Raw genomic sequence first — 22029 nt, 5'->3', positions numbered from 1 at the left:
GGGTGGTCGACGCGCCCTCAGCTGTCAGAGCGGGTTGGTTCAGGCGGTGAAGCGAACCCGACGACGACGGGCCACCACGAACAGGGCGGCACCGGCCGCGAGCAGCACCACGGCGCCCGCGATGATGCCGCCGGTGGCAGCACCGGTCAGCGGCAGAGCCGGCTCGTCCTTACCGCCACCCTGACCCGGGGCGCAGTCGGCCGGCTGCTCCCAGGCGATCGGTGCGGTGTCGTCAAGGCCCTCGGCGGCCGGCGTGACGACGAGACCCTCGGTCGCGTCGAAGGAGACGGAACCGGTCTCGCCCGGCTTCACGACCAGCGTCTTCACCTCGCCCTTGTTCGGGGTCAGGGTGAGCGTGACGGTCTCACCGTCGGCCGGGTTCTCGATCGTGAAGGTGAGCTTGTCGCAGGTCGACTCGACCGAGCCCACCGGCTCCGCCGGAGCCGGGGTGGCAGTCGGGGTCGGGCTCTGGGTCGGAGGCTGGCTCGGCGACGGAGAGGCGACAGTCGGGGTCGGGGTGGGGGTCGCCGGCGGAGTGGCGGTCGGCGTCGGGCTGCTCGGTGAGGGCGTGGACTCTGCCGCGCAGGTGCCCTTCGGCTCGGCGGCCACGGTCCGCTCCTCGGTCACGATCCGGTCGGAGCGCACCCACCGCGCCTCGACGGTCAGCTCGATCGTCGGCCGCTTCTGGTCGAAGCGGTGGGCCTGGGTGCCGGTGAGGAAACCCTCGCCCTTCGCCGGGAGAGTGGCGTCCTTCGTCAGGCCGCCGGTGAAGTCGGCCGGGACGGTCGACTCGAGCTTGGTGATCTTCGCGTCGATGTTCTCGCTGTTGCCGACCGTCCAGGTCACCTTGACCTGGCCGTCGGAGGTCAGGCAGTAGGTGCCGGAGGGCTCGGGGTGGTGGGCACTCGCGGGGCTCGCGAGGACGCCGACGCCGGCGATGCCGATCAACGCGCCCGCGGCGATGGCCGCGACGCGCCGGAACGGAGACTTGGGAGGGTTCACGCCTGCTCCTGGTGAGGGGGTACGGATCGCGTGGCGGGAGGCCGGGAGACATCGTGACCGGGGGGGTCACCTGCTCACCGGGGCGTCGCGCGACGCGGTGGTGTTCCCGCAGCGAAAGCGGGGACAGGGGGAGACTGTACTGATGGGTGGTTAATGAGGGGAGTTCAGATCATTGCCATCCGGCAATGTAGTCGATTCGTGATCTTTGATGTACTCAAGGTGCCGATCCGGTCACTGGGGACGGTCCGCCCGCCGTGGCTCCACGGTGGATACGCGTCGTCGAGGCTGCTCAGGTGCTCCCCGTCGTCGCCGGTCGGGCCGCTCCTCGGATCCGCGCCGTGCTGACCGGGTCCGCGCCGCATCGCGTAGCGTCGCGGGCATGAGCAGGAGGAAGCGGTGACCCGGATCGTGGCCGGGACGCTCGGTGGGCGGCGGATCGCCGCGCCGCCCGGCGCCGGCACCCGACCCACCTCGGACCGGGTCCGGGAGGCGCTGTTCAGTGCCGTCCAGGCCGCTGTCGATCTCGACGGCGCCCGCTTCGCCGACCTGTACGCCGGCTCCGGCGCGGTCGGCCTGGAGGCGCTCTCCCGGGGGGCTCGGCACGTGTTACTGGTCGAGTCCGACCCGCGGGCGGCCCGGGTGATCCGGGAGAACGTGGCGGCCCTCCGTGCCGGTCCGGCGGCCCGTCTGGTCACCGGCAAGGTGGCGACGGTACTTGCCGCCGGGCCGGACGGCGAGCCGTACGACGTGGTCTTCGCCGACCCGCCGTACGCCGTGCCGGACGAGGAGATCACCGCGCTGTTGACCGCGCTGGTCGACGGCGGCTGGCTGGCGCCCGACGCGTTGGTGGTGGTGGAGCGGTCCCGCCGCACCAGGGAGTTCGACTGGGTGGAGGGGATCACCGCCGAGCGCAGTCGCCGTTACGGCGAGACCACCCTTTGGTACGGTCGCCGATCATGAGACGTGCGGTGTGCCCCGGTTCGTTCGACCCGGTCACCAACGGACACCTCGACATCATCGGGAGGGCCAGTCGGCTCTTCGATGAGGTGATCGTCGGTGTGCTGGTGAATCAGTCGAAGAGTGGCCTGTTCACCGTCGAGGAGCGCATCGAGATGCTCCGCGAGGTGACCTCGTCGTACGGCAACGTGCGGGTTGAGTCGTTCCGAGGGCTGCTGGTGGACTTCTGCCGGGCCCAGCAGGCCAGTGTGCTGATCAAGGGCCTACGGGCGGTCAGCGACTTCGACTACGAGTTGCAGATGGCCCAGATGAACATCGGTCTGGCCGGTGTCGAGACGCTTTTCATGCCGACCAACCCGCTCTACTCGTTCCTCTCGTCGAGTCTGGTCAAGGACGTGGCCAAGTGGGGTGGCGACATCTCCGCCCACGTCCCCGACCCGGTCCGCGAAGCCCTTCAGGCCCGCCTGGGCCCCCGCCGCTAACCCGACACCACCCCTCACGTCACCCCGCGATCTTGCACTTGCGGTGCCCGGATAGCCCCTTTTGGCACGATTCGGCACGACCGAAAGTGCAAGATCGGCGCGGGGGAGGCGCGGGTGACGGCGCGGGGGAGGCGCGGGTGACTATGTCGCGACTCGCCGGGTTGGGGTGAGTGGGGCGGCGGTGGAGCCGGCACGACATGATTGGTGGCGCGGGGAACGGCCGTAGCCCGCATCATGGAGGTCGGCCGACGAACGACAGGAGTGAGGTAGCCGGTGGACCCGCTCGATCGCATCGACGAACTGATCGCCATCCTGGAGCAGGCCCGCTCCGTGCCGATGTCGCGCAACAACTGCATGGTCGACCGGGGTGAGATGATCGCTGCCCTCGATGAGATGCGTGCCGATCTCCCCGCCGACCTGCGTCGCGCCGCCGCACTCCTGGAGGAGCGCGACAAGATCATGGAAGCCGGCAAGCGCGAGGCGGACCGAATCATCAGCGAGGGTGAGGCAGAACACGCCCGCCTGGTCTCGGTGAACGAGATCACCGTGTCGGCCGAGCACGAGGGCGCCCGGATCATCGGCGAGGCCCGCGCCGAGGCGCAGCGCCTGCGTGAGGAGGTCGACGACTACGTCGACACCGCGCTGGCCAACTTCGAGCAGTTCCTCACCCGGGCGCTGGCCTCGATAGAGCGCGGCCGGGACAAGATGCACGCGCTGCGGGAGATCGGCACCTTCGCTGGGGAAGAGGCGGAACGCCCGCTACCCTTCTGAGCGGCACCTCACCAGCCGACTTCTCAGGCGGGCGTCGCCCCCGGTTCGACGGTCCGGCGGTCGCCCAGGTAACCTTTTTTGTCGGCCTCTCACCGGCCGGAGTCTAACTATGCCCAAGCACTCGCCATCGACACTCAACCCCAGGTCGCCGTTGGTCCTCGACACGAGGGACCTCCCGCGTCGCCCTGGCGCGTTGCGTGAGGTCCGGCGGGTCGTGCCGGCACCGGCGGACCTCGGTGTGGAGTTGATCGGCGTGCCGGAGGGCGCGGACCTCGACCTCGATCTGAGGTTGCAGTCGGTGTCCGAGGGCGTGCTCGTCTCCGGGACCATCACCGGTCCCGTCCGGGGCGAGTGCGGCCGTTGCCTGCGCGAGATCAACGACTCGATGGGCGTGACGATCCAGGAGCTGTACGCGTACGAGGACAGCACCACGGACGCCACGACCGACGAGGACGAGGTGGGCCGGATGCAGGGCGATCTGATCGACCTGGAGCCGGCGCTGCGGGACGCGTTGGTGCTCACGCTGCCGACCAACCCGCTCTGCCGGGAGGACTGCCCAGGACTGTGCCCCGAATGCGGGGCGCACTGGGACGATCTGCCGGCCGACCACAGTCACCAGCAGATCGACCCGCGTTGGGCGGGCCTGTCGCAACTGACCGTTACAGAGGAGTAAGAACCGTGGCCGTCCCGAAGCGCAAGATGTCGCGCAGCAACACCCGGTCCCGCCGGGCGAACTGGAAGGCGACAGTGGTCGCGACCGTTGCGTGCCCGCAGTGCAAGTCCCCGAAGCTGCCGCACGCCGCCTGCTCCGTCTGCGGCACCTACAACGGCCGCCAGGTTCTCGAGGTCTGACCTGGACGCCGAGTGACGCCCCCGACCCCAGGTCGGGCGGCGCGCGCATCCTGGCATTCGCCCGGTGCCCCGGCTCCCTCCGACGCCGGCCGGCCCAATCCGGCCGGCGTTCCGGTGGAGCCGGGCGCCGCGCGGATCGCCGTTGACCTCCTCGGCGGGGACGACGCTCCCGCCGTCGTGGTTGACGGCGCTCTGCGGGCCATGCGCGCCGACCCTGATCTGCATCTGCTTCTCGTCGGTCCGACCGAGGTCGCCGACGAGCTGATTGCTGCCCTCGATCCGGCGCAACGCGCCCGGATCACGGTGCGACCCGTCCGCGACGTCGTCGGCATGGCCGACCATCCCAGCGCCGCCCGCTCCGAGAGCACCGTCCGGGCCGCGGTCACCGCCGTCCGGGACGGGACCGCCGACGCCCTGGTCTCCGCTGGCGCCACCGGCGCCACCGTCACCGCAGCCGTGCTCGGCCTCGGCCGCTCGCCGGAGATCCGCCAACCCGCGCTGGCCGCCACCCTGCCCGCCGTGGCGGGGCCGGTCGTGTTGCTCGACGTCGGCGGCTCCCTGGAACCCCGCCCGGCCACCCTCGCCCGCCACGCCGTGCTCGGCGCCGCGTACGCGGCGGTGGCCCACTCGATCGCCGCGCCCCGGGTCGGGCTGCTCTCGGTCGGCACCGAGGCCGGCAAGGGCGACCGGGTCCGCCGCGCCACCGACCCCCTGCTCGCCGTCGAACCGCTGCCCGGCGGGGCGCGCTACGTCGGCCTGGTAGAGGGGTACGACGTGGCCCTCGGCGCGCGCGCCGATGTGGTCGTCACCGATGGCTTCACCGGTAACGTGCTGCTCAAGGCCATTGAGGGCGCGTACGCGATGGCCGGCGGCCCACCTGCCCAGGGCGGCGCGCCCCGCGCGGCGGCCCTGCTGGGCGTCGCGGGGACTGTGGTCGTCTGTCACGGGTCCGCCCGCGCCGACGACGTCGCCTCCGGCATAGCTCTCGCCGCCCACCTGTGGCGGCGGCGCGCCACCGATCTGGTCTCCGCGTTGCTCGACCGCGACGCCGCGACGGGTCGCACCGACCGCTCCACCGACACCGAGGTACGCACATGAGCAACGACAAGCGGCGGCGGGCGTCCGTCGGTCACCTGGAAGCCGCCTTCGGAGTGAGCCTGGAACCCGAGCTGCTCCAGCGCGCGTTGACGCACCGGTCGTACGCGTACGAGAACGGCGGGCTGCCGACCAACGAGCGGCTGGAGTTCCTCGGCGACTCGGTGCTCGGCGTGGTGATCACCACGGCGCTGTTCCACAACCACCCGGATCTGCCCGAGGGCCAGTTGGCCAAGTTGCGGGCCAGCGTGGTCAACATGCGGGCGCTCGCCGACGTTGCCCGCGGTCTGGGCCCGGACGGGCTCGGCGCGTACCTGCTGCTCGGCAAGGGTGAGGAGACGACCGGTGGCCGGGACAAGGCGAGCATCCTCGCCGACACGCTGGAGGCGCTGCTCGGCGCCATCTACCTCCAGTACGGCCTGGACACCACGGGGATCGTCATCCACCGGCTCTTCGACCCGCTGATGGCCGAGTCTGCTGGTCGCGGGGCCGCCCTGGACTGGAAGACCAGCCTCCAGGAGCTGACGGCGGCGCTCGGTCTCGGCGTCCCGGAGTACCGGATCGAGGGCACCGGCCCGGATCACCTCAAGACGTTCACCGCCTGGGTGGTGGTGGCCGGCATCCGGTACGGCGGCGCCGAGGGCCGCAGCAAGAAGGAGGCCGAGCAGCGGGCCGCCGAGGCCGCCTGGCGGACGCTCGCCGAGCAGAACGGTCAGAACGGCGACGACGGCCAGGATGGTCGCGCCGGCGACGATCGCCAGGAGCAGCCGACCGCTCGCGACGACTCGGCCGACCGGGACGAGCCGTTCGGGCCGCTGGAGTGCGCCGAGCGGGCGGCTCAGGCCGAGCAGGCCGACCACCTGGCGCAGGCACTGCCGGCCGGCGGCGCCGACGGTCACGAGACGGGTCGGCCGCGTGCCTGAGCTGCCCGAGGTGGAGACCGTCCGACAGGGGGTGGCGCAGTGGGTCGTCGGCCGTCGGATCGCCTCCGTCGAGGTTCGTCATCCGCGTGCGGTCCGCCGACATGTTCCGGGAGACGTGCACTTCGCCGACGTGCTCGCCGGCCGGACGGTGCTGGACGCCCGCCGTCGCGGCAAGTACCTGTGGCTACCACTGGACAGCGGTGACGCGATCGTCGGGCACCTCGGCATGTCGGGTCAGCTGCTGCTCCAGCCACCCGGGACGACGGACGAGACCCACCTTCGGGTTCGGTTCCGGTTCAGCGACGACGGCCCGGAACTGCGCTTCGTCGACCAGCGCACGTTTGGCGGGCTCTCGGTGAGCGAGGGCGGCGCCGAGTTGCCCGACGAGATCGCGCACATCGCCCGCGACCCGATGGACCCGGAGTTCTCCGACGAGGCGTTCGTCGCGGCCCTGCGCCGCCGGCACACCGAGGTGAAGCGGGCGCTGCTCGACCAGACCCTGATCTCCGGGGTGGGCAACATCTACGCCGACGAGGCGCTCTGGCGCGCCAAGCTGCACGGCGGCCGACCCACCGACGCGTTGACCGGCCCGGCCGCGCAGCGCCTGCTCGGCCACGTCCGCGACGTGCTGGCCGAGGCGATCAGCGAGGGCGGCACCAGCTTCGACGCCCTCTACGTGAACGTCAACGGCGAGAGTGGCTACTTCGACCGGGCGCTCAACGCCTACGGCCGCGAGGGCGAGCCGTGCCGGCGGTGTGGCGCGCCGATCCGCCGCGAGGCGTTCATGAACCGGTCCTCGTACAGCTGCCCGCACTGTCAGCCACGGCCCCGGGGTTCCCTTCGGGGATGACCCGGAGCCGGCTCGGGGCGATGCCGGCGGGTCGCGGCGGGTCGCTCCGGGGTGACCCGGGTGTACGTCCGGATCGAGGTTCGACCCCCGGTGAACGCACCCCCGCACCCGGTGTGGTGGTTCCAGGGTGGGCCCGGGTCGATCCCCGATGTGACCGCCTCGTCACGCACCTAGCGTCAGCACCGTTGACAGGGGGTTGACGTGACAGGGGGACCCGAGATGGGGAGAAGACCGGTGACGGTGCGGCTGGCGCGGTGGAGCGCCGAGCACCCGTGGCGGGCGATCGCACTGTGGGCCGTGTTCGTGGCGGTGTGCTTCGTGGGCGGCAACGCCGCCGGACTCAACGAGGCCACCAGCGGTGACCAGGCGATCGGCGAGGCGGGGCGGGCCAGCCTCATCGTGGACGCCGGTGACTTCGACGACCCGGCCGTGGACAACGTCCTCATCACCTCCCGGGGTGGCGCGTTGGACCAGGCGGCGGCGAAGTCGGCGGCCGACGACGCGGCGGCCCGGCTGCGTACGGTCGCCGGGGTGGCCGGGGTGGGCCAACCGGTCACCGCGCGGGACGGCTCGGCGCTGCTGCTGCCGATCACCATGTCGGGTGACCCGGAGACGGCCTCGGATCGGGTGCAGCCGTTGCGCGACGCCACCGCCACCGTGCAGGACGCGTACCCCGGGCTGCGCGTCGAGCAGGTCGGCGGACCGTCGATCGGCCAGGCCCTCGACGACACCCTGGGTAAGGACTTCAAGCGCGCCGAGCTGCTCAGTCTGCCGGTCACCCTGGCGATCCTGATCATCGCGTTCGGCGCGCTGATCGCGGCGAGCGTGCCGGTGCTGCTGGCACTCTCCTCGGTCGCCGCCGCGATGGGTCTGTCCACTCTCGCTTCGCACCTGGTGCCGGCCACCGACACCACGGCACCGGTGATCCTGCTGATCGGCATGGCGGTCGGCGTCGACTACTCGCTGTTCTACATCCGTCGGGAGCGGGAGGAACGTGCCAAGGGCCGGTCCGGTCTGGACGCGGTGGAGATCGCCGCGGAGACCTCCGGGCACGCGGTGGTGGTCTCCGGCTTCGCGGTGATCATCTCGATGGCCGGGCTGCTGCTCGCCAGCGACGTGGTCTTCTCGTCCCTCGCCATCGGCTCGATCCTCGTGGTGGCCGTCGCGGTGACCGGTTCACTGACCGTCCTGCCCGCCCTGCTGGCCCGGCTCGGCCGTTGGGTGGACCGGCCCCGGGTGCCGCTGCTCTGGCGACTGACCGCGCCGCGTACCGGCCGGCACGGCGAGCCCCGCGCGCCCCGGCTGTGGCCGGCGGTGCTCCGGCCCGCGCTGCGCGCGCCGGTGGCGACGCTTGTCATCTCGGTCGGGCTGCTGCTCGCGCTGGCCGCGCCGGCTCTCGGCATGAAGCTGAAGTTCCCCGGCATGGAGGACCTGCCTCGCACGACTCCGGCAATGCAGGCGTACGACCGGCTCACCGCCGCCTTCCCGAGCGCCGGCACCAACCACGTGGTGGCGGTCCGGGCGCCCGCCGACCAGGCCGACCGGGTACGCGCCGCCCTCACCGGCCTGTCCACCCGGGCGGCCGGCGATCCGCTGTTCGCCCCGGCCGAGGCGGACGGCCCGAAGATCGAGGTGTCGGCCGACCGGCGGGTCTCGGTGCTGGACGTCCCCACCCCGTACGCCAGTCGGGACGACCGGTCGGTGCAGTCGTTGGAGAAGCTGCGCGGGGACCTGGTCCCGGTCGAGCTGCGGGGCATCCCCGGCATCGAGTACGCGGTGGGCGGGAGCGTCGCCGACAGCGAGGACTACGCCCAGCACGTCCGGGACAAGTTGCCGCTCGTCATGGGCTTCGTGCTGGTGCTGACCTTCCTGGTCATGACGTTCACCTTCCGGTCGGTGGTGATCGCGGCAAGCTCGATCGCGCTGAACCTGCTCTCCGCCGGTGCCGCGTACGGCCTGCTGGTGCTGATCTTCCAGGGCGAGTGGGCGCAGGGACTGCTCGGCTTCACCTCGATGGGCGCGATCGTGTCCTGGCTGCCGCTGTTCCTGTTCGTGGTGCTCTTCGGCCTCTCGATGGACTACCACGTCTTCGTGGTCAGCCGGATCCGCGAGGGTGTCCGGTCCGGCCTGCCCAACCGTGACGCCGTGTCGTACGGGATCACCTCGTCGGCCGGGGTGGTGACCAGTGCGGCGATCGTGATGGTCGGGGTCTTCTCGATCTTCGCCACGCTGAGCACGATCGACATGAAGCAGCTCGGCATCGGTCTGGCGGCGGCGATCCTGCTGGATGCCACCATCATCCGGGGAGTGGTGCTGCCGGCGTTGATGACCATGCTCGGCGACGCCAACTGGTGGGCCCCGCGCTTCCTGCGCCCTCGCCCGGCACCCGCGCCCACCGACCCGCCCGCCCCCGCCCCAGATTTGGTCCCGGTCCCCTAACCCCCGCCCCGCCCCCGCCCCACCCCGCCCCGCCCCGTCCCCGCCCCGTCCCCGCCCCGCCTCCGCCGATCTTGCAGTTTCTGTCGCGACAAAAGCGGGCCAACCCGGCAAACCAGCGACCGAAAGTGCAAGATCGCGGGGCGGGGCGGGGCGGGGCGGGGCATCGCGGGGCGGGGCATCGCGGGGCATCGCGGGCGGGGCGGGGCGGGTCAGGGGAGTGGGCAGGGTTCCCGGGAGGCGTCCAGCGTGCGGTCCTTGCGGATCGACGCGAAGCCGTAACCGACGGTGGTGACACAGAAGTCGTCGGTCGAGCCGGTGTACTCGACGTGGAAGACCGGCTTGCCGGCGTCGCTGAACGGCAGCAGTTTGGCGCACTGGGCCAGCCGGACGCACTCCTCGTTGACCGCGAAGTCGAAGTCCGGGGCCAGCGCGGCGAGCTGTGGCACGTCGTTGACCAGCCCCGGGGAGAGACTAAGCGAGCGGGCCAGCTCGGCCAGCCGGCGGTTGAACAGCAGTTGGTCGTCGAAGTCGAGAGCAAAGCCGGTGCGCGCCGCGTACCCGTCGGCGTCGAAGAGCGCCACCGCGCCGAAGCCCTTTCCTCGGCAGAGCCGGAACCGGTCGGCCAGCACCGGCCGGAGCGCGTCCCAACTCCGGACGTCCAGCCACCGGCTGTCGGGTCGACGCCCGGCCGCGCCCCGGACGACCTCCGGGAACCGGCTGGCGTCCGGGTCGTCGGAGCGGACCGATCCCACGTTCACCTGGCAGATCAACCGGCGGTCCCGGGAGCGCAACTCGGCGGTCTGTGCGGCGGTGGTGGCCACCGGGTCGAGGAGGAAGACCTGGGCGTCCACCGCCGGGTCGAGCGGGCCGCTGAGCTGCCACTGCCACTGCCAGTGCCGGGCCTGTTCCGCCGGCCAGGCGGTGGGCGCGCCGGGTGGGGTCAGCGCGGGCCGGCACCCGTACGCCGGCACCAGGAGCACGAGAGCGACGCTGGCGGACAGGACGCGGCGCAGTGGGCGTACGGCGACGCGTCGCCGCGGCCGGATCCGCATCGGCAGCTCCCGGGTCCCGGACGGCCGGTCGCCGCCCGCACCGGTACGCGGCCTCCACGCTCCGGCCGACGTACCTCACCGGGTCAACGAGCGCGGGGGCGGGAACGACGCGCGGTCAGCGCGGCGCCGCGAAGACCTGCGTCCAGTACGGTCCGTTGCTGTTGGCGATGCCGACGCCGATCTCGGTGAACGCGCAGTTCAGGATGTTGGCCCGGTGGCCGGAGCTGTTCATCCAGGCGTCCATCACCGCGGCCGGGGTCTTCTGGTTCCAGGCCACGTTCTCGCCGTACGTGCGCCAGGTGTAGCCGACCCGGTCCAGCCGGGTGCCGGCGTTGCTGCCGTCGCTGCCGGTGTGCGACATGTTCTGGTGGTCGGCCTGGTCCTGGCTGTGCCGCTGGGCGGCCGTCATCAACTTGTCGTCGATGCTCAGCGCCTTGCAGCCGGCCTTGGCCCGCTCGGCGTTGACCAGGTCCACCACCTCGCGCGCCTGAGCGCTGACGGAGCCGCTGGAGCCGTTGGAACCGGTGGAGCTGCCGGTGTTGCTCGGCGCGGTGCTGCGCTCGACGCTGCGGCGCGACGCGGCGGTGCTCCGCGACGTCGTCGGCGTGGGCTTGACGACCTTGGTCGGCGATGGGCTCGGAGACGCCGGGCTGGGGATGGTGGACGGGGAGGGTGCGGCGAGGGTGTCCAGCGCCGGCTCTTCGGTCGGCGCGGCCGACGTGGCGAAGGAGTCGTCGACGGCCGTCGGCTGGGCGGCCCCGTCGTCACCGCCGGGCAGGGTGAGCGCGCCGACGCCGAAGCTCACCACGAGGGTGGCGGCCGCGGCGGCGCCTCCGATCATCAGTGGCCGGCGCCAGCGGCGTGGGGAGCGGTGCCGTCCCTCGCCGGGCCGGCCAGTCTCGGCGGCTCCGCGCCAGCCGTCGGTGGACTCCGGGTCGGTGTCGGTGTGCCAGCCGCCGGGAGCCTCGGCGCGCCGTCCGCCGGTGGTGTCCTGGGCCGGGCGGCTGTCGCCCCAGCCGTCGGTCTCGCTGTCCGGCTGGTAGGCCCCCCAGGCGGCGGTGCGGGCGTCGGCCGCCTCGGCGGGGATCATCGGGTCCGGTTGCCGGCCCTCGGTGGGCTGCTCCCGGTGCCACCCGTCGCCCGACTGACCGGGCTCGTCGCCGAAGAGGTAGGCCGAGCGGGGCTCTGGGCGGTCGTGCAGCCAGGCCGGCTCGTCGGTCGGTCCCTCGGCGCGCCGGGGGGCGCCGTTCGGGTCCATCGGATCGGTCCAGCCGTACACGCCTATGCCTCCAGGGGTCCGTTGCGGGCCGGGGTGACGCTACGGCGCGCCTACGACCTGCGGCAACGTGGCTAAGAAAGAGTTAAGGGGAAGTCGGACGCCAGGGTGCGGACTTCCGCAGATCCGGGCGTACAGTAAAGGCGTCCGGACAGAGAGTGTCCGTGCCTTGCGGCAGCCCCCCGGCAAGTGGACAGGTCGACGTGGAGATGATCTACGGCCTGCGAGAACTTGACGAAGGAGGGGTTTGCGGCTCAATATATAGGTGTCGCCAGTCGCGCCCGGTCATGCCCAGATACAGCCTGGAATGACAGCCGCGTATGAATTGGGCGCGCGTTGGCCGGCCTTTCCGGCAGCGCATATCAAGGAGTCAGCATGGCGAAGGCCCTCTACGGCCACGTAGGTGCAGCGCCCGACCGGCGTCTGCTCGACGAGGTCACCCGACTGCGTTCCAGGGTTCAGGCACTGGAGTTCGAGATCACGCGTCTGCGTGCCGACAATGATCGGCTCGCGGCGGCTGCGGCGGAGGCGGATGATCTGCTCCGTCTGGCCGAGCCGGCGCTGACCTGATCTTCAGGTCGTAAAAACTGAATCGCACCACCGCAAAAATACGCGCCGACACCTCTGTGCCGGCGCGTAACACTGTCCGGGACCTTTCCGACGCCGACGATTCATGATCTTGCGGCCGATCGTGCGGGAAGCGCGCCGCACAGTTACCGGAAAGCGTGTCGACGGATAAGCCGATCATGAAAGGCACTTGTCTTTCCCGCGGTCTCCGGAATAGCAGCCCGCCCACCGTCGACACGACGCGGGGCGGGTCGCGTGCCGAGCCGCTCCCACCGTCGGGTTAGTCTGCGAGTTCACCCAGGTCCCCACAGCCGGCGACGGTACGGCGGCCACCGGACGAGGATCGAGTAGGTGTATCTCAAGAGCCTGACGGTGAAGGGGTTCAAGTCCTTCGCCTCCGCGACGACGTTGAAGCTGGAGCCCGGGATCACCTGTGTGGTGGGCCCGAACGGCTCGGGCAAGTCCAACGTCGTCGACGCCATCGCCTGGGTCCTCGGCGAACAGGGCGCCAAGGCCCTGCGTGGCGGCAAGATGGAGGACGTCATCTTCGCCGGCACCGCCGGCCGGGCGCCGCTGGGTCGCGCCGAGGTCACTCTCACCATCGACAACACCGACGGCGCGCTGCCGATCGAGTACACCGAGGTCTCCATCACCCGCCGGATGTTCCGCTCCGGCGAGAGCGAGTACGAGATCAACGGCAACTCGTGCCGGTTGCTCGACATCCAGGAGCTGCTCTCCGACTCCGGCATCGGCCGGGAGATGCACATCATCGTCGGGCAGGGCCGCCTCGACGGCATGCTGCACGCCAAGCCGGAGGATCGCCGGGCGTTCATCGAGGAGGCGGCCGGCGTCCTCAAGCACCGCAAGCGCAAGGAAAAGGCGCTGCGCAAGCTCGACGCGATGCAGACCAACCTCAACCGCCTCACCGACCTCACGGCCGAGCTGCGCCGTCAGCTCAAGCCGCTGGGCCGGCAGGCCGAGGTGGCCCGGCGCGCCGCCGCCATTCAGGCCAACCTGCGCGACGCCCGGTTGCGGCTGCTCGCCGACGACCTGGCCACCCTGCGGACCACCCTCGACCGGGAGATCGCCGACGAGACCGCGCTGCGCGAGCGGCGCGAGCAGATCGAGGGTGAGCACACCGAGGTGCAGGGCCGGCTCGGCGAGTTGGAGGCCGCCCTCGCGGAGGACGCGCCGCTGCTCGCCGCCGCCCAGGACACCTGGTACAAGCTCTCCGCTCTCCAGGAACGCTTCCGCTCGATCGAGCAGTTGGCCCGGGAGCGGCTGCGGCACCTCAGCGCCACCGGCGACGACGAGCGGCCCGGCCGCGACCCGGACCAGCTGGAGGCCGAGGCGGAACGCGTCCGCGAGCAGGAGGAGGAGCTGCGCGGCGCGCTCACCGACGACCAGATCCGACTGGCCGAGGCGGTCGAGCACCGCCAGGAGTTGGAGCGGCAGTTGGCTGCCGCCGAGCGCGAGCTGGTCGCCGCGGCCAAGGCCATCGCCGACCGGCGCGAGGGGATGGCCCGGCTCACCGGCCAGGTCAACTCGGCCCGGGCCCGGACCACCAGCGCCGGCGAGGAGATCGAACGCCTCGCGATCGCGCACGCCGACGCGCTGGGCCGCGCCGAGCAGGCGCAGGCCGACCTGGACGCGGTCGCCGCCCAGTCCACCGAGGCCGACCGGGACAACGCGGACCTGGACGCCCGGCACGCCGAGGCGGTCGCCGTGCAGGAACGGGCCCAGGCCACCGTCCGATCACTGTCCGACGCCGAGCGGGCGGCGGAGAAGGACGCCGCCACCTGGAAGGCCCGCGAGGAGGCGCTCGCCCTGGGGCTGCGGCGCAAGGACGGTGCCGGGGCGCTGCTCGCCCGCGCCGGGGACGTGCCCGGCCTGCTCGGCAGCCTCGCCGGGTTGCTCACCGTCGCGCCCGGTCACGAGGCCGCGCTGGCCGCCGCGCTTGGCGGCCTCGCCGACGCGGTCGCCGTCAGCGGGGTGGACGAGGCCGTCGAAGCGATGCGGCTGTTGAAGATCTCCGACGCCGGCCGGGCCGGCCTGCTGGTCGGCAGCCCGGCGGGGCCCGGCATGACCGGCTCCGCCGACGCTCTGCGCCCGAAGCTGCCGGACGACGCCCGGTGGGCGCCCGACCTGGTGGAGTGCAGCGCCGAGCTGCGTCCGGCGGTGCACCGGGCCCTGCGGGACGTGGCGCTCGTCGACGATCTCGCAGCCGCCGCCGAGCTGGTCGCCAGCAACCCCGAGCTGCGGGCGGTCACCCCGGACGGCGACGTGGTCGGGGCGTACGCGGCGGCGGGCGGTTCGGCCAAGGCCCCCAGCTACATCGAGGTGCAGGCCGCCGTCGAGGAGGCCCGCGCCAACCGGGTCACCGCCGAACGCGCTGGCTTGGAGCTGCGTGATCAGTTGGTCGAAGCGCGCGCCGAGGTGGCGGCAGCCAAGGAGGCCGTGCAGCACGCCGCCGCCGAGAAGCGCGAGGCGGAGAGCCACCGCAACGCCGCCGCTCGCCGGCTGGCCGAGCTGGGCGCGGCGGCCCGTTCCGCGAAGGCCGAGACCGACCGGCTCGGCGACTCCCGCTCCCGCGCCGAGGCTGCCCGGCAACGGGACCTCACCGCGCTCGCCGAGCTTGAGGAGCGGCTACGGCTGGCCGAGGAGACCCCGGTCGACGCCGAGCCCTCCACGGAGGAACGGGATCAACTGGCGGCCATGGTGCCGCAGGCCCGGCAGAACGAGATGGAGGTTCGGCTCGCCGTGCGTACCGCCGAGGAGCGGGTCTCCTCGATCGCCGGCCGGGCCGACTCGCTCGCGCGGCAGGCCACCGCGGAGCGCGCGGCCCGGGAACGCGCGGCGGCCCGGCGGGCCGCCCGCGCCCGGGGCGCGGGCATCGCCCGGTCCGTCGCCGGTGGCGCCCGGGAGGCGCTGACCCGGCTGACCACCTCGATCGCGACGGCCGAGGAGCACCGCGACGCGGTCGCCCTGGAGCGTGCCGCGCGGGAGGCAGAGCTTCAGGAGGTACGCGGTGCCGCCAAGCGGCTCGGCGCGGAGTTGGAGCGGCTGACCAGCCAGGTGCACCGCGACGAGGTGGCCCGGGCGGAGCAGCGGCTGCGCATCGAGCAGTTGGAGGCGAAGGCCGCCGAGGACTTCGGGCTGGACGTGGAGACGCTGGTCGCCGAGTACGGCCCGACTCAGCCCGTGCCGCCGACCCAGGTCGACGTCGCGGCGGCCGAACGTGACGGTCTGCCGGTGCCCGAGCCGGTGCGCTACGAGCGGCCGGTGCAGGAGAAGCGTGCCGCGAAGGCGGAACGCGAACTCGCCCTGCTCGGCAAGGTCAACCCACTCGCGCTGGAGGAGTTCGCCGCGCTGGAGGAGCGTTTCAAGTTCCTCTCCGAGCAGTTGGAGGACCTCAAGGCCACCCGTCGGGACCTGCTCACAGTGGTCAAGGACGTGGACGAGCGGATCCTGGAGGTCTTCGCCAGCGCCTTCGAGGACACCGCTCGGGAGTTCGAGCAGGTGTTCACAGTGCTCTTCCCCGGTGGCGAGGGACGGCTGATCCTCACCGAGCCGGACGACCTGCTCACCACCGGCGTCGAGGTGGAGGCCCGCCCGCCGGGCAAGAAGATCAAGCGGCTGTCGCTGCTCTCCGGTGGCGAGCGGTCGCTGACAGCGGTGGCCATGTTGGTGGCGATCTTCCGCGCCCGGCCCAGCCCGTTCTACATCATGGACGAGGTGGAGGCGGCCCTGGACGACGTCAACCTGGGACGGCTGATCACGTTGCTGGCACAGTTGCGGGAGAAGAGTCAGCTGATCGTCATCACGCACCAGAAGCGGACGATGGAGATCGCCGACGCGCTCTACGGCGTGACAATGCGCAGCGGGGTCACTCAGGTGATCAGCCAACGGCTCAACCGGGCCGACGAGGACGACCAGCGGCACGGCCGCGGCGAGGAGAACGGGTAGTGGCTCGGGAACGCGCGACGGCGCTCCTGCTGGACTTCGACGGCGTACTGCGCCGGTGGGACCCGGCGGTGGCCGCCGTTGTCGAGCGGGAGTACGGCCTCTCCGAGGGCGTGCTCGGCGAGATCGCCATGCAGTGGGGGCGGCTCCAGCCGGTGCTCACCGGCCAGGTCAACCACGCCGAGTGGGTGAGCAGCGTGGCGGACGCCCTGACCGAGTCGGTGGGCAGCCCGGAACGGGCCCGCGCCGCTGTGGAGCAGTGGCAGAGCTACCGGGGAGAGGTCGACCAGGAGGTGTTGGCGTTCGTCCGGGAGGTCCGTGCGGCGGGCGTCCGGGTCGGGCTGGGCACCAACGCCACCGACCTGCTCGACGCCGACCTGGCCGCGCTCGGCCTGGTCGGCGAGCTGGACGTGGTGGTCAACTCCTCGGTGATCGGCGTGCACAAGCCCGCCCCGGAATACTTCAAGGCCGCCTGCGTGGCCCTGGCCACCCCGCCGGCCCGGGTCCTCTTCGTCGACGACGAGGACTGGGCCGTACGGGGTGCCCGGTCGGCCGGGCTGTCGGCGCACCGCTGGGGTGGCCACGCCGACCTGCGTTACCTGCGGGCGGCCCTGGACTATTGAGCGTTCGTCACTCGCCGGTGACGCCGTCGATACGTTCCCGGATCAGGTCGGCGTGGCCGTTGTGCCGGGCGTACTCCTCGATCATGTGCACGTAGACCCAGCGCAGGTTGAAGGTGCGCTTCTTCGCGCCGACCTCGGTGAACGTCTCGTCGAGCGAATGACCGGCGGCGGCCTCGCGGGCCAGCGCCACCTCGCTGTGGAAGGTGGCGAAGTCGGCCTCGGCGTAGGCGGCGCTGACGTCGTGGTCGGCGTCCGGGTTCTCCGGGGTGAAGTACGGGTAGTCGACAGGCTCGCCGGCGAAGTTCTCCCGGAACCACCAGGCCTCCACCTCGGCCAGGTGCCGGACCAGGCCGAGCAGGGTCAGCCCGGACGGTTCCACGCTCGGGGTCCGCAACTGCTCCTCGGTCAGGCCGGCGCACTTGAGCAGCAGTGTCTGTCGGTGGTAGTCGAGCCAGCCGTCGAGCATGGTGCGTTCGTCGCCGACGTACGGTTCGGGGGTCCGGGTGATCTCCGGTGCGGTCCAGGTCATGCCGCGCATCCTGCCCGGCACCTCGGACACACCGCGACCGGCTATCAGGGCACCACGACGACGGGCCACCGGCCGGCCCGGACCAGCCGGGTGGCGACCGAGCCGACCAGCCGGTGCCCGGCCTGCTCGGAGGCGCCGACCACCAGCATGTCGGCCTGGAACTCGTCGGCCGCCGCGCACAGCTCCCCGTACGCGTCGCCGCGCCGCACCAGCAGGGTCACCGGAATGTCCCACTGCTCGGCCCCGCGCCGGCACTCCCGGCGCAGTTCGTCGGCCAATTCGTCGTGGGTCCGCTGGACCGCGCCGGCGTCCATGCCGGGCACCAGGGCGGTCAAGCCGCTCGCTGAGCTGACGAAGACCACCACCAGGGCGGCGCCCTGCCGACGGGCCAGGCCCGCCGCGTAGGCGCCGGCCCGCTCGGAGGTACGGGTGCCGTCGACGCCGGCCATGATCACCCGAGGCCCGTCCGTGCCGCGTTCGAAGGGCAGCGGGCGGGTCCGGGGGCCGTACTCCTCGCGGTCCGGTGCTCCGACGCCCATGGTTCTACCTCACCTCTGCTCGCCGGTACGGATCACGGGTGCGCCAGCGCCGGCGGCGAGAGTCGATTCCCGCTCGACCTCGTCGGAAACGGGGTTGCCGTTGTGCTGGCGCAGCGGCACCTCCTTGATGAAGGCCACCGCGATCAGCGCGATCAGCGCGAACGGGGCGGCGGCCAGGAAGATGTCACCGGCGCCGTGGCCGTACGCGCTCTCCACCACCGCCCGCAGCGGGCCGGGCAGGGTGTGCACGTCGGGCAGGGCGCCGCCGCTGCCGGAGCTGGAGGCGGGGATACCGAGCTGGGCCAGCCCGTCGGCGGTGTAGTCCTTGACCTTGTGGGCGAGCACCGCGCCGAGGGCGGACACGCCGATCGCGCCACCCAGGCTGCGGAAGAACGCCACCACCGAGCTGGCCGCGCCGAGTTCGTGCGGGCCGACGGTGTTCTGCACGGCGAGGACCAGGTTCTGCATTGTCATGCCCAGGCCGACGCCGATCAGCAGCATGTAGACGCTGAGCACTGTGAAGTTGGTGTCGGCGCGGAGGGTGCCCATCAGCGCGAAGCCGATGGTGAGCAGCGCCGACCCGATCACCAGGTATCGCTTCCAGCGGCCGGTCTTGGTGATGACCCGCCCGATGACCGTGGAGGCGACCAGCAGGCCGAGGATCATCGGCAGGGTCATCAGGCCGGACATCGTGGGCTCTGCCCCCGGCTGATCTGGAAGTACTGGCCCAGGAAGATCGACGCGCCGAACATGCCCACACCGACCGCGATGCTGGCGACGACGGCGAGGGTGATGGTGCGGTTGCGGAACAGCCGTGGCGGGATCATCGGCTCGGCGGCCCGGGTCTCGACCCGGATCGCCAGGGCGCCGAGGACCAGCGCGCCGACGACCATGGCGGCGGTCTGCCAGGAGGCCCAGGCGAACTGGTCGCCGGCGAGCGAGACCCAGATCAGCAGCACCGAGACGGCCGCGGTGATCAGGGTGGCGCCCCACCAGTCGATCTCGGCCTTCCGCTTGACGACGGGCAGGTGCAGGGTCTTCTGGAGCACGATCAGCGCGATGATGGCGAACGGCACCCCGACATAGAAGCACCAGCGCCAGCCGAGCCAGGAGGTGTCCACGATCACGCCGCCGATCAGTGGTCCGCCGATGGTGCCGACGGCCATCACCGCGCCGAGGTAGCCGCTGTAGCGGCCCCGCTCGCGGGGCGCGATCATGGTGGCCATGATCACCTGGGCCAGGGCGGTGAGGCCGCCGGCGCCGACGCCCTGGAGCACCCGGCACGCGATCAGCTCTCCGGTGCCCTGGGCGAGACCGGCCAGCACCGAGCCCAGCACGTAGATCCCCAGGGCCAGCTGGACCAGGGTCTTCTTGCTGGTCAGGTCGGCCAGCTTGCCCCAGATCGGGGTCGTCGCGGTGGTCGCGAGCAGGGCCGAGGTCACCACCCAGGTGTACGCGGACTGGCCGCCGTGCAGTTCGGTGATGATCCGCGGCAGCGCGTTCGAGATGACCGTGGACGAGAGGATCGCGACGAACAGGCCCAGCAACAGGCCGGAGAGTGCTTCCAGGATCTGCCGGTGGGTCATGGTCACGGCGGTCGCCTGGGGAGGCACTGTCGCCTGGCTCATCGTTTGTTGCCTCCGAGCGGAGTCGAGGTGAAACGGCGGAGGGCGGGGTGCGCGGCCGCCTGAGAGTTGCCTGGAGCAACCGTATGCCTTGGTTGCCTGAAGCAACAACTTGCCGGACCGGCACTCTATTCCGCGCCGCGGGGGCGCTACTGCCAGGAGTCGTTGAACCGGCCGAGCAGCCGGGCGAAATCCTCGACGTCCCGCTCCGGCCAGCCGTCCAGGGCGCGCAGGAACTCGCGCAGCCGGGCTGAGCGGGCGACGTCGAACCGGCGCTGCCCCTCCTCGGTGAGGCTGATCTGCGCGGCCCGCCGGTCACTCGGATCGGGGTCGCGGTGGACCAGGCCGAGGACCTCCAACGCGTTGATCTGCCGGCTCAGCGTCCCCTTGCCCACGCCCAGCCGCGCCGCCAACTCGGTCAACCGGATCGACCCGCTACGCCGCAACCAGAGCAGCAACCCGTAGGTGTTCGGCTCCAGGTTCGGGTGCACCTCCCGGGCGATCTCCCAGGAAACCGCCCGGCCACGGCGCAGCAGAGCGGTCAACTCGTGCTCAACCGCCCGGATCGGCTCCGGCAGGTGCTCGTCCACGGCGTAGAGACTACGGCGCGGCCGGCTCGCCGTCGCCGGAGAGTCGACGCCGCATTACCGGGCGTAGGTGCCCGTCCTTGGTGGTGCCCTCGATGACCACGTCAGCCCCGCGCCCGTGATGGGTCAGGGTGGCGACGGCGTTACCGAAGTACGGGCCGGCCAGCTTGCGCCAGCGCACCGCCGGTCGACGTACGCCCGCCGAACGGGCCAGCGCCCGGGTGGCACCGGCCGGACCGGGCGACCAGCCCAGCCGCATCAGCGGACGGATGCCCGCCGGCACCTGGTTGTGGATCGGCGAACAGGTGAGCTGGTGCACCGGGGTCACCACCGCCGGGTCCGCGAACCGGGCCCGCGCCACGTACGAGTGGTGCACGTCACCGGAGAGCACGCTGATCGACGCCGGTGGGGCGTACGCCGGGCCGGCCCCGATCCGCGCGCCGGACTGCCGCGGCGTGCCGGTGCCGATGCGGGCGAACGTCTCCGCGAGCGCCTCGAAGGACCGCCGGAACGCCGCCCAGTGCTCCAGGTCCAGGGCGCGGCGCAGCTTCTCCGCCCCGCGCGCCACCCACGGCCGGCGTGAGTCCGCCAGTTTCTCGTTCCATGCCTCGATGTGGTGGATGCCCTGCGGCAGCAGCCAGGGCAGCGAGGCGCCCACCACCAGGTGGTCGTAGACCCCGTGCGCCTGGTCGAGGAACCAGGCCCACTCGCCGGGCGGCAGCATCGCCCGGCTGTTGGGCTCGAGCACCCGGCTGCACCGGTTGTCCAGCATGACCAGCCGGGTCCGGCCCAGGTCCAGTGCGTAGCTCCACTGGTACTGCACCGCGCGCCAGCGCTCGGTGTCGTGCGCCAGGTCGGACTCCTGGTCGACCCGGTGGCCGAACTCGCGCAGCACGCTGGTGGCGTCCTCGGCGGCGGCGACCTTCGCGAAGACCGGATCGGCGACGATCTGGTCGGGGGAGAGATTGCCCAGGTGCTGGTAGACCCAGTACGAGGCGAGCCCGCTGCCGATCCGCTCCTGCCACCAGGGTTGCTCGCGCACCTCGGCTCGCCACGCTGCCGAAGTGTTCCAGTCGTCGATGATCTCGTGATCGTCGAAGATCATCACGCTGGGCACTGTGGAGAGCAGCCAGCGGATCTCCGGGTCACGCCAGGACTCCAGGTAGAGCTTGGTGTACTCGTCGAAGCTCACCACCTGGTCGGCCGGAGCGCCCTTCGGCCGCCGCCGCCGTCGGCGCAGCAGTCGGCGCACGGTGGGAGAGGTGACGTCGGCGTAGACCTGGTCGCCGAGCAGCACCAGCAGGTCGGGCAGCGGGTTTGACTCCGGGTCGGCCATCAACCGCCGGGCGTACGCGTCCAACGCGTCCGGTGGCAGCTTGCGGGTGGTGGCGTGCTGGGTGGTCTCGCGACACGAGCCGAAGATCAGATTTACCGGCTGGTCCCGATCGTCGGCGGCCCGGGTGCGGATCACGCTCGGCGGGAACCCGCTGCTCGGCACCGGCCAGACGATCTCGTCGTCGACCAGCACCTCGTAGGTGGTCTCGCTGTCCGGGCCAAGGCCCTCCACCACCACCAGGGCGTAGTGGTGGTCGTACGCCGAAAAGGTGGGCGCGGTGCCGGTGGCGCCGCTGGCGGTGCGGACGGTGACCACGGCGGGCGCCGCCGTCTCCACCCAGATCGTCGCCCGGGTGTCCACCACTCGCCGCAGAAGTGGGCCGATGAGGAGGTGTGCGGCGGGCATGCGGCCGAGCCTACCGCCGGTTCGCTGGTGCCGGCCGGCTGCGGTGGCTGAGGCTCCGAGCACCGCTCGGAGTCCGGTGCTGAGGCTCCGAGCACCGCTTCGGGCGCGGCTCGGGGTGCGGTGGCTGGGACGCCGCCGCCGGCATCTGACAGGATT

The 22029-nt window shown here is 72.0% G+C and carries 19 protein-coding genes and 1 pseudogene; 12 read left to right on the top strand and 8 right to left on the bottom strand.

Translation table 11 applies throughout. The features are described 5' to 3' along the window. Nucleotides 1-39 precede the first annotated feature (39 nt). Nucleotides 40-1002 carry an LPXTG cell wall anchor domain-containing protein gene (locus tag ACIA47_RS27945; RefSeq protein WP_396711359.1) on the bottom strand — a complete coding sequence of 321 codons (963 nt, stop codon included), beginning with the start codon at nt 1000-1002 and terminating at the stop codon, nt 40-42. A 396-nt stretch (nt 1003-1398) separates the two neighbouring features. Between ACIA47_RS27945 and rsmD the strand changes: the two genes are divergently transcribed. The 9 genes from rsmD (at nt 1399) to ACIA47_RS27900 (ending at nt 9371) form a co-directional block, all read left to right on the top strand. Continuing rightward, on the top strand, nt 1399-1962 hold the full coding sequence (rsmD, locus tag ACIA47_RS27940; RefSeq protein ID WP_396711358.1) for a 16S rRNA (guanine(966)-N(2))-methyltransferase RsmD: 564 nt from the start codon (nt 1399-1401) through the stop codon (nt 1960-1962). Next, entirely contained in the window at nt 1959-2441 is a 483-nt protein-coding gene (coaD, locus tag ACIA47_RS27935) for a pantetheine-phosphate adenylyltransferase (RefSeq protein WP_030335289.1), read from the top strand. The genes rsmD and coaD overlap by 4 nt, the downstream gene beginning before the upstream one ends. Before the next feature lie 273 nt (nt 2442-2714). After that, on the top strand, nt 2715-3212 hold the full coding sequence (locus ACIA47_RS27930) for a hypothetical protein (protein WP_396711357.1): 498 nt from the start codon (nt 2715-2717) through the stop codon (nt 3210-3212). A 109-nt stretch (nt 3213-3321) separates the two neighbouring features. Then, nucleotides 3322-3885 carry a DUF177 domain-containing protein gene (locus ACIA47_RS27925; protein WP_091393061.1) on the top strand — a complete coding sequence of 188 codons (564 nt, stop codon included), beginning with the start codon at nt 3322-3324 and terminating at the stop codon, nt 3883-3885. Between the two features lie 5 nt (nt 3886-3890). Next, nucleotides 3891-4064 (top strand): 50S ribosomal protein L32, encoded by a 174-nt coding sequence (gene rpmF, locus ACIA47_RS27920; RefSeq protein WP_030335284.1) that lies wholly within the window; start codon nt 3891-3893, stop codon nt 4062-4064. Nucleotides 4065-4178: 114 nt separating this feature from the next. Continuing rightward, nucleotides 4179-5162 carry a phosphate acyltransferase gene (locus tag ACIA47_RS27915; protein ID WP_112678695.1) on the top strand — a complete coding sequence of 328 codons (984 nt, stop codon included), beginning with the start codon at nt 4179-4181 and terminating at the stop codon, nt 5160-5162. After that, nucleotides 5159-6082, top strand: coding sequence for a ribonuclease III (gene rnc, locus ACIA47_RS27910; protein WP_396711356.1), 924 nt, complete (start codon nt 5159-5161; stop codon nt 6080-6082). The genes ACIA47_RS27915 and rnc overlap by 4 nt, the downstream gene beginning before the upstream one ends. Next, a complete protein-coding gene (mutM, locus tag ACIA47_RS27905) occupies nt 6075-6932 on the top strand; it encodes a bifunctional DNA-formamidopyrimidine glycosylase/DNA-(apurinic or apyrimidinic site) lyase (RefSeq protein WP_091393055.1) in 858 nt (285 codons plus the stop codon). The genes rnc and mutM overlap by 8 nt, the downstream gene beginning before the upstream one ends. A gap of 219 nt (nt 6933-7151) precedes the next feature. Continuing rightward, nucleotides 7152-9371 carry an MMPL family transporter gene (locus tag ACIA47_RS27900; protein ID WP_396711355.1) on the top strand — a complete coding sequence of 740 codons (2220 nt, stop codon included), beginning with the start codon at nt 7152-7154 and terminating at the stop codon, nt 9369-9371. Nucleotides 9372-9580: 209 nt separating this feature from the next. Here ACIA47_RS27900 and ACIA47_RS27895 read toward each other — a convergent pair whose 3' ends face one another. Together ACIA47_RS27895 and ACIA47_RS27890 are read right to left on the bottom strand one after the other, a co-directional pair. Beyond that, nucleotides 9581-10423, bottom strand: coding sequence for an endo alpha-1,4 polygalactosaminidase (locus tag ACIA47_RS27895; protein WP_396711354.1), 843 nt, complete (start codon nt 10421-10423; stop codon nt 9581-9583). A gap of 115 nt (nt 10424-10538) precedes the next feature. Then, the gene (locus tag ACIA47_RS27890; RefSeq protein ID WP_396711353.1) at nt 10539-11702 is read right to left on the bottom strand and encodes a CAP domain-containing protein; all 1164 of its coding nucleotides are present in this window, start codon (nt 11700-11702) and stop codon (nt 10539-10541) included. 372 nt (nt 11703-12074) lie between these two features. Here ACIA47_RS27890 and ACIA47_RS27885 point away from each other — a divergent pair, with 372 nt between their 5' ends. The 3 genes from ACIA47_RS27885 (at nt 12075) to ACIA47_RS27875 (ending at nt 16852) form a co-directional block, all read left to right on the top strand. Then, entirely contained in the window at nt 12075-12269 is a 195-nt protein-coding gene (locus tag ACIA47_RS27885; RefSeq protein WP_030487463.1) for a hypothetical protein, read from the top strand. 348 nt (nt 12270-12617) lie between these two features. Continuing rightward, nucleotides 12618-16232 (top strand): chromosome segregation protein SMC, encoded by a 3615-nt coding sequence (gene smc / locus ACIA47_RS27880; RefSeq protein ID WP_396711352.1) that lies wholly within the window; start codon nt 12618-12620, stop codon nt 16230-16232. Beyond that, nucleotides 16232-16852, top strand: a complete 621-nt coding sequence (locus ACIA47_RS27875) for an HAD family hydrolase (RefSeq protein ID WP_396711351.1) — start codon at nt 16232-16234, stop codon at nt 16850-16852. Before smc ends, ACIA47_RS27875 begins: the two co-directional genes overlap by 1 nt. A gap of 7 nt (nt 16853-16859) precedes the next feature. Here the strand turns inward: ACIA47_RS27875 and ACIA47_RS27870 are convergent, their stop codons facing one another. From ACIA47_RS27870 to ACIA47_RS27850, 5 genes and pseudogenes are all read right to left on the bottom strand, one after another. Then, on the bottom strand, nt 16860-17381 hold the full coding sequence (locus ACIA47_RS27870; RefSeq protein WP_396711350.1) for a DinB family protein: 522 nt from the start codon (nt 17379-17381) through the stop codon (nt 16860-16862). Between the two features lie 44 nt (nt 17382-17425). Beyond that, nucleotides 17426-17920: a universal stress protein gene (locus tag ACIA47_RS27865; protein WP_396711349.1), complete on the bottom strand. Its 495-nt coding sequence runs from the start codon at nt 17918-17920 to the stop codon at nt 17426-17428. A gap of 9 nt (nt 17921-17929) precedes the next feature. After that, a pseudogene (locus tag ACIA47_RS27860) lies at nt 17930-19548 on the bottom strand (MDR family MFS transporter). Between the two features lie 146 nt (nt 19549-19694). Continuing rightward, a complete protein-coding gene (locus tag ACIA47_RS27855) occupies nt 19695-20135 on the bottom strand; it encodes a MarR family winged helix-turn-helix transcriptional regulator (protein ID WP_396711348.1) in 441 nt (146 codons plus the stop codon). A gap of 10 nt (nt 20136-20145) precedes the next feature. Beyond that, nucleotides 20146-21873: an alkaline phosphatase D family protein gene (locus ACIA47_RS27850; protein ID WP_396711347.1), complete on the bottom strand. Its 1728-nt coding sequence runs from the start codon at nt 21871-21873 to the stop codon at nt 20146-20148. Between the last annotated feature and the right edge of the window lie 156 nt (nt 21874-22029).

This window comes from Micromonospora sp. NPDC051227, from assembly GCF_044455385.1.
Classification (GTDB): domain Bacteria; phylum Actinomycetota; class Actinomycetes; order Mycobacteriales; family Micromonosporaceae; genus Micromonospora.
The sequence above is the reverse complement of the archived record's forward strand: the minus strand, read 5'-3'. Positions and strand labels throughout refer to the sequence as shown.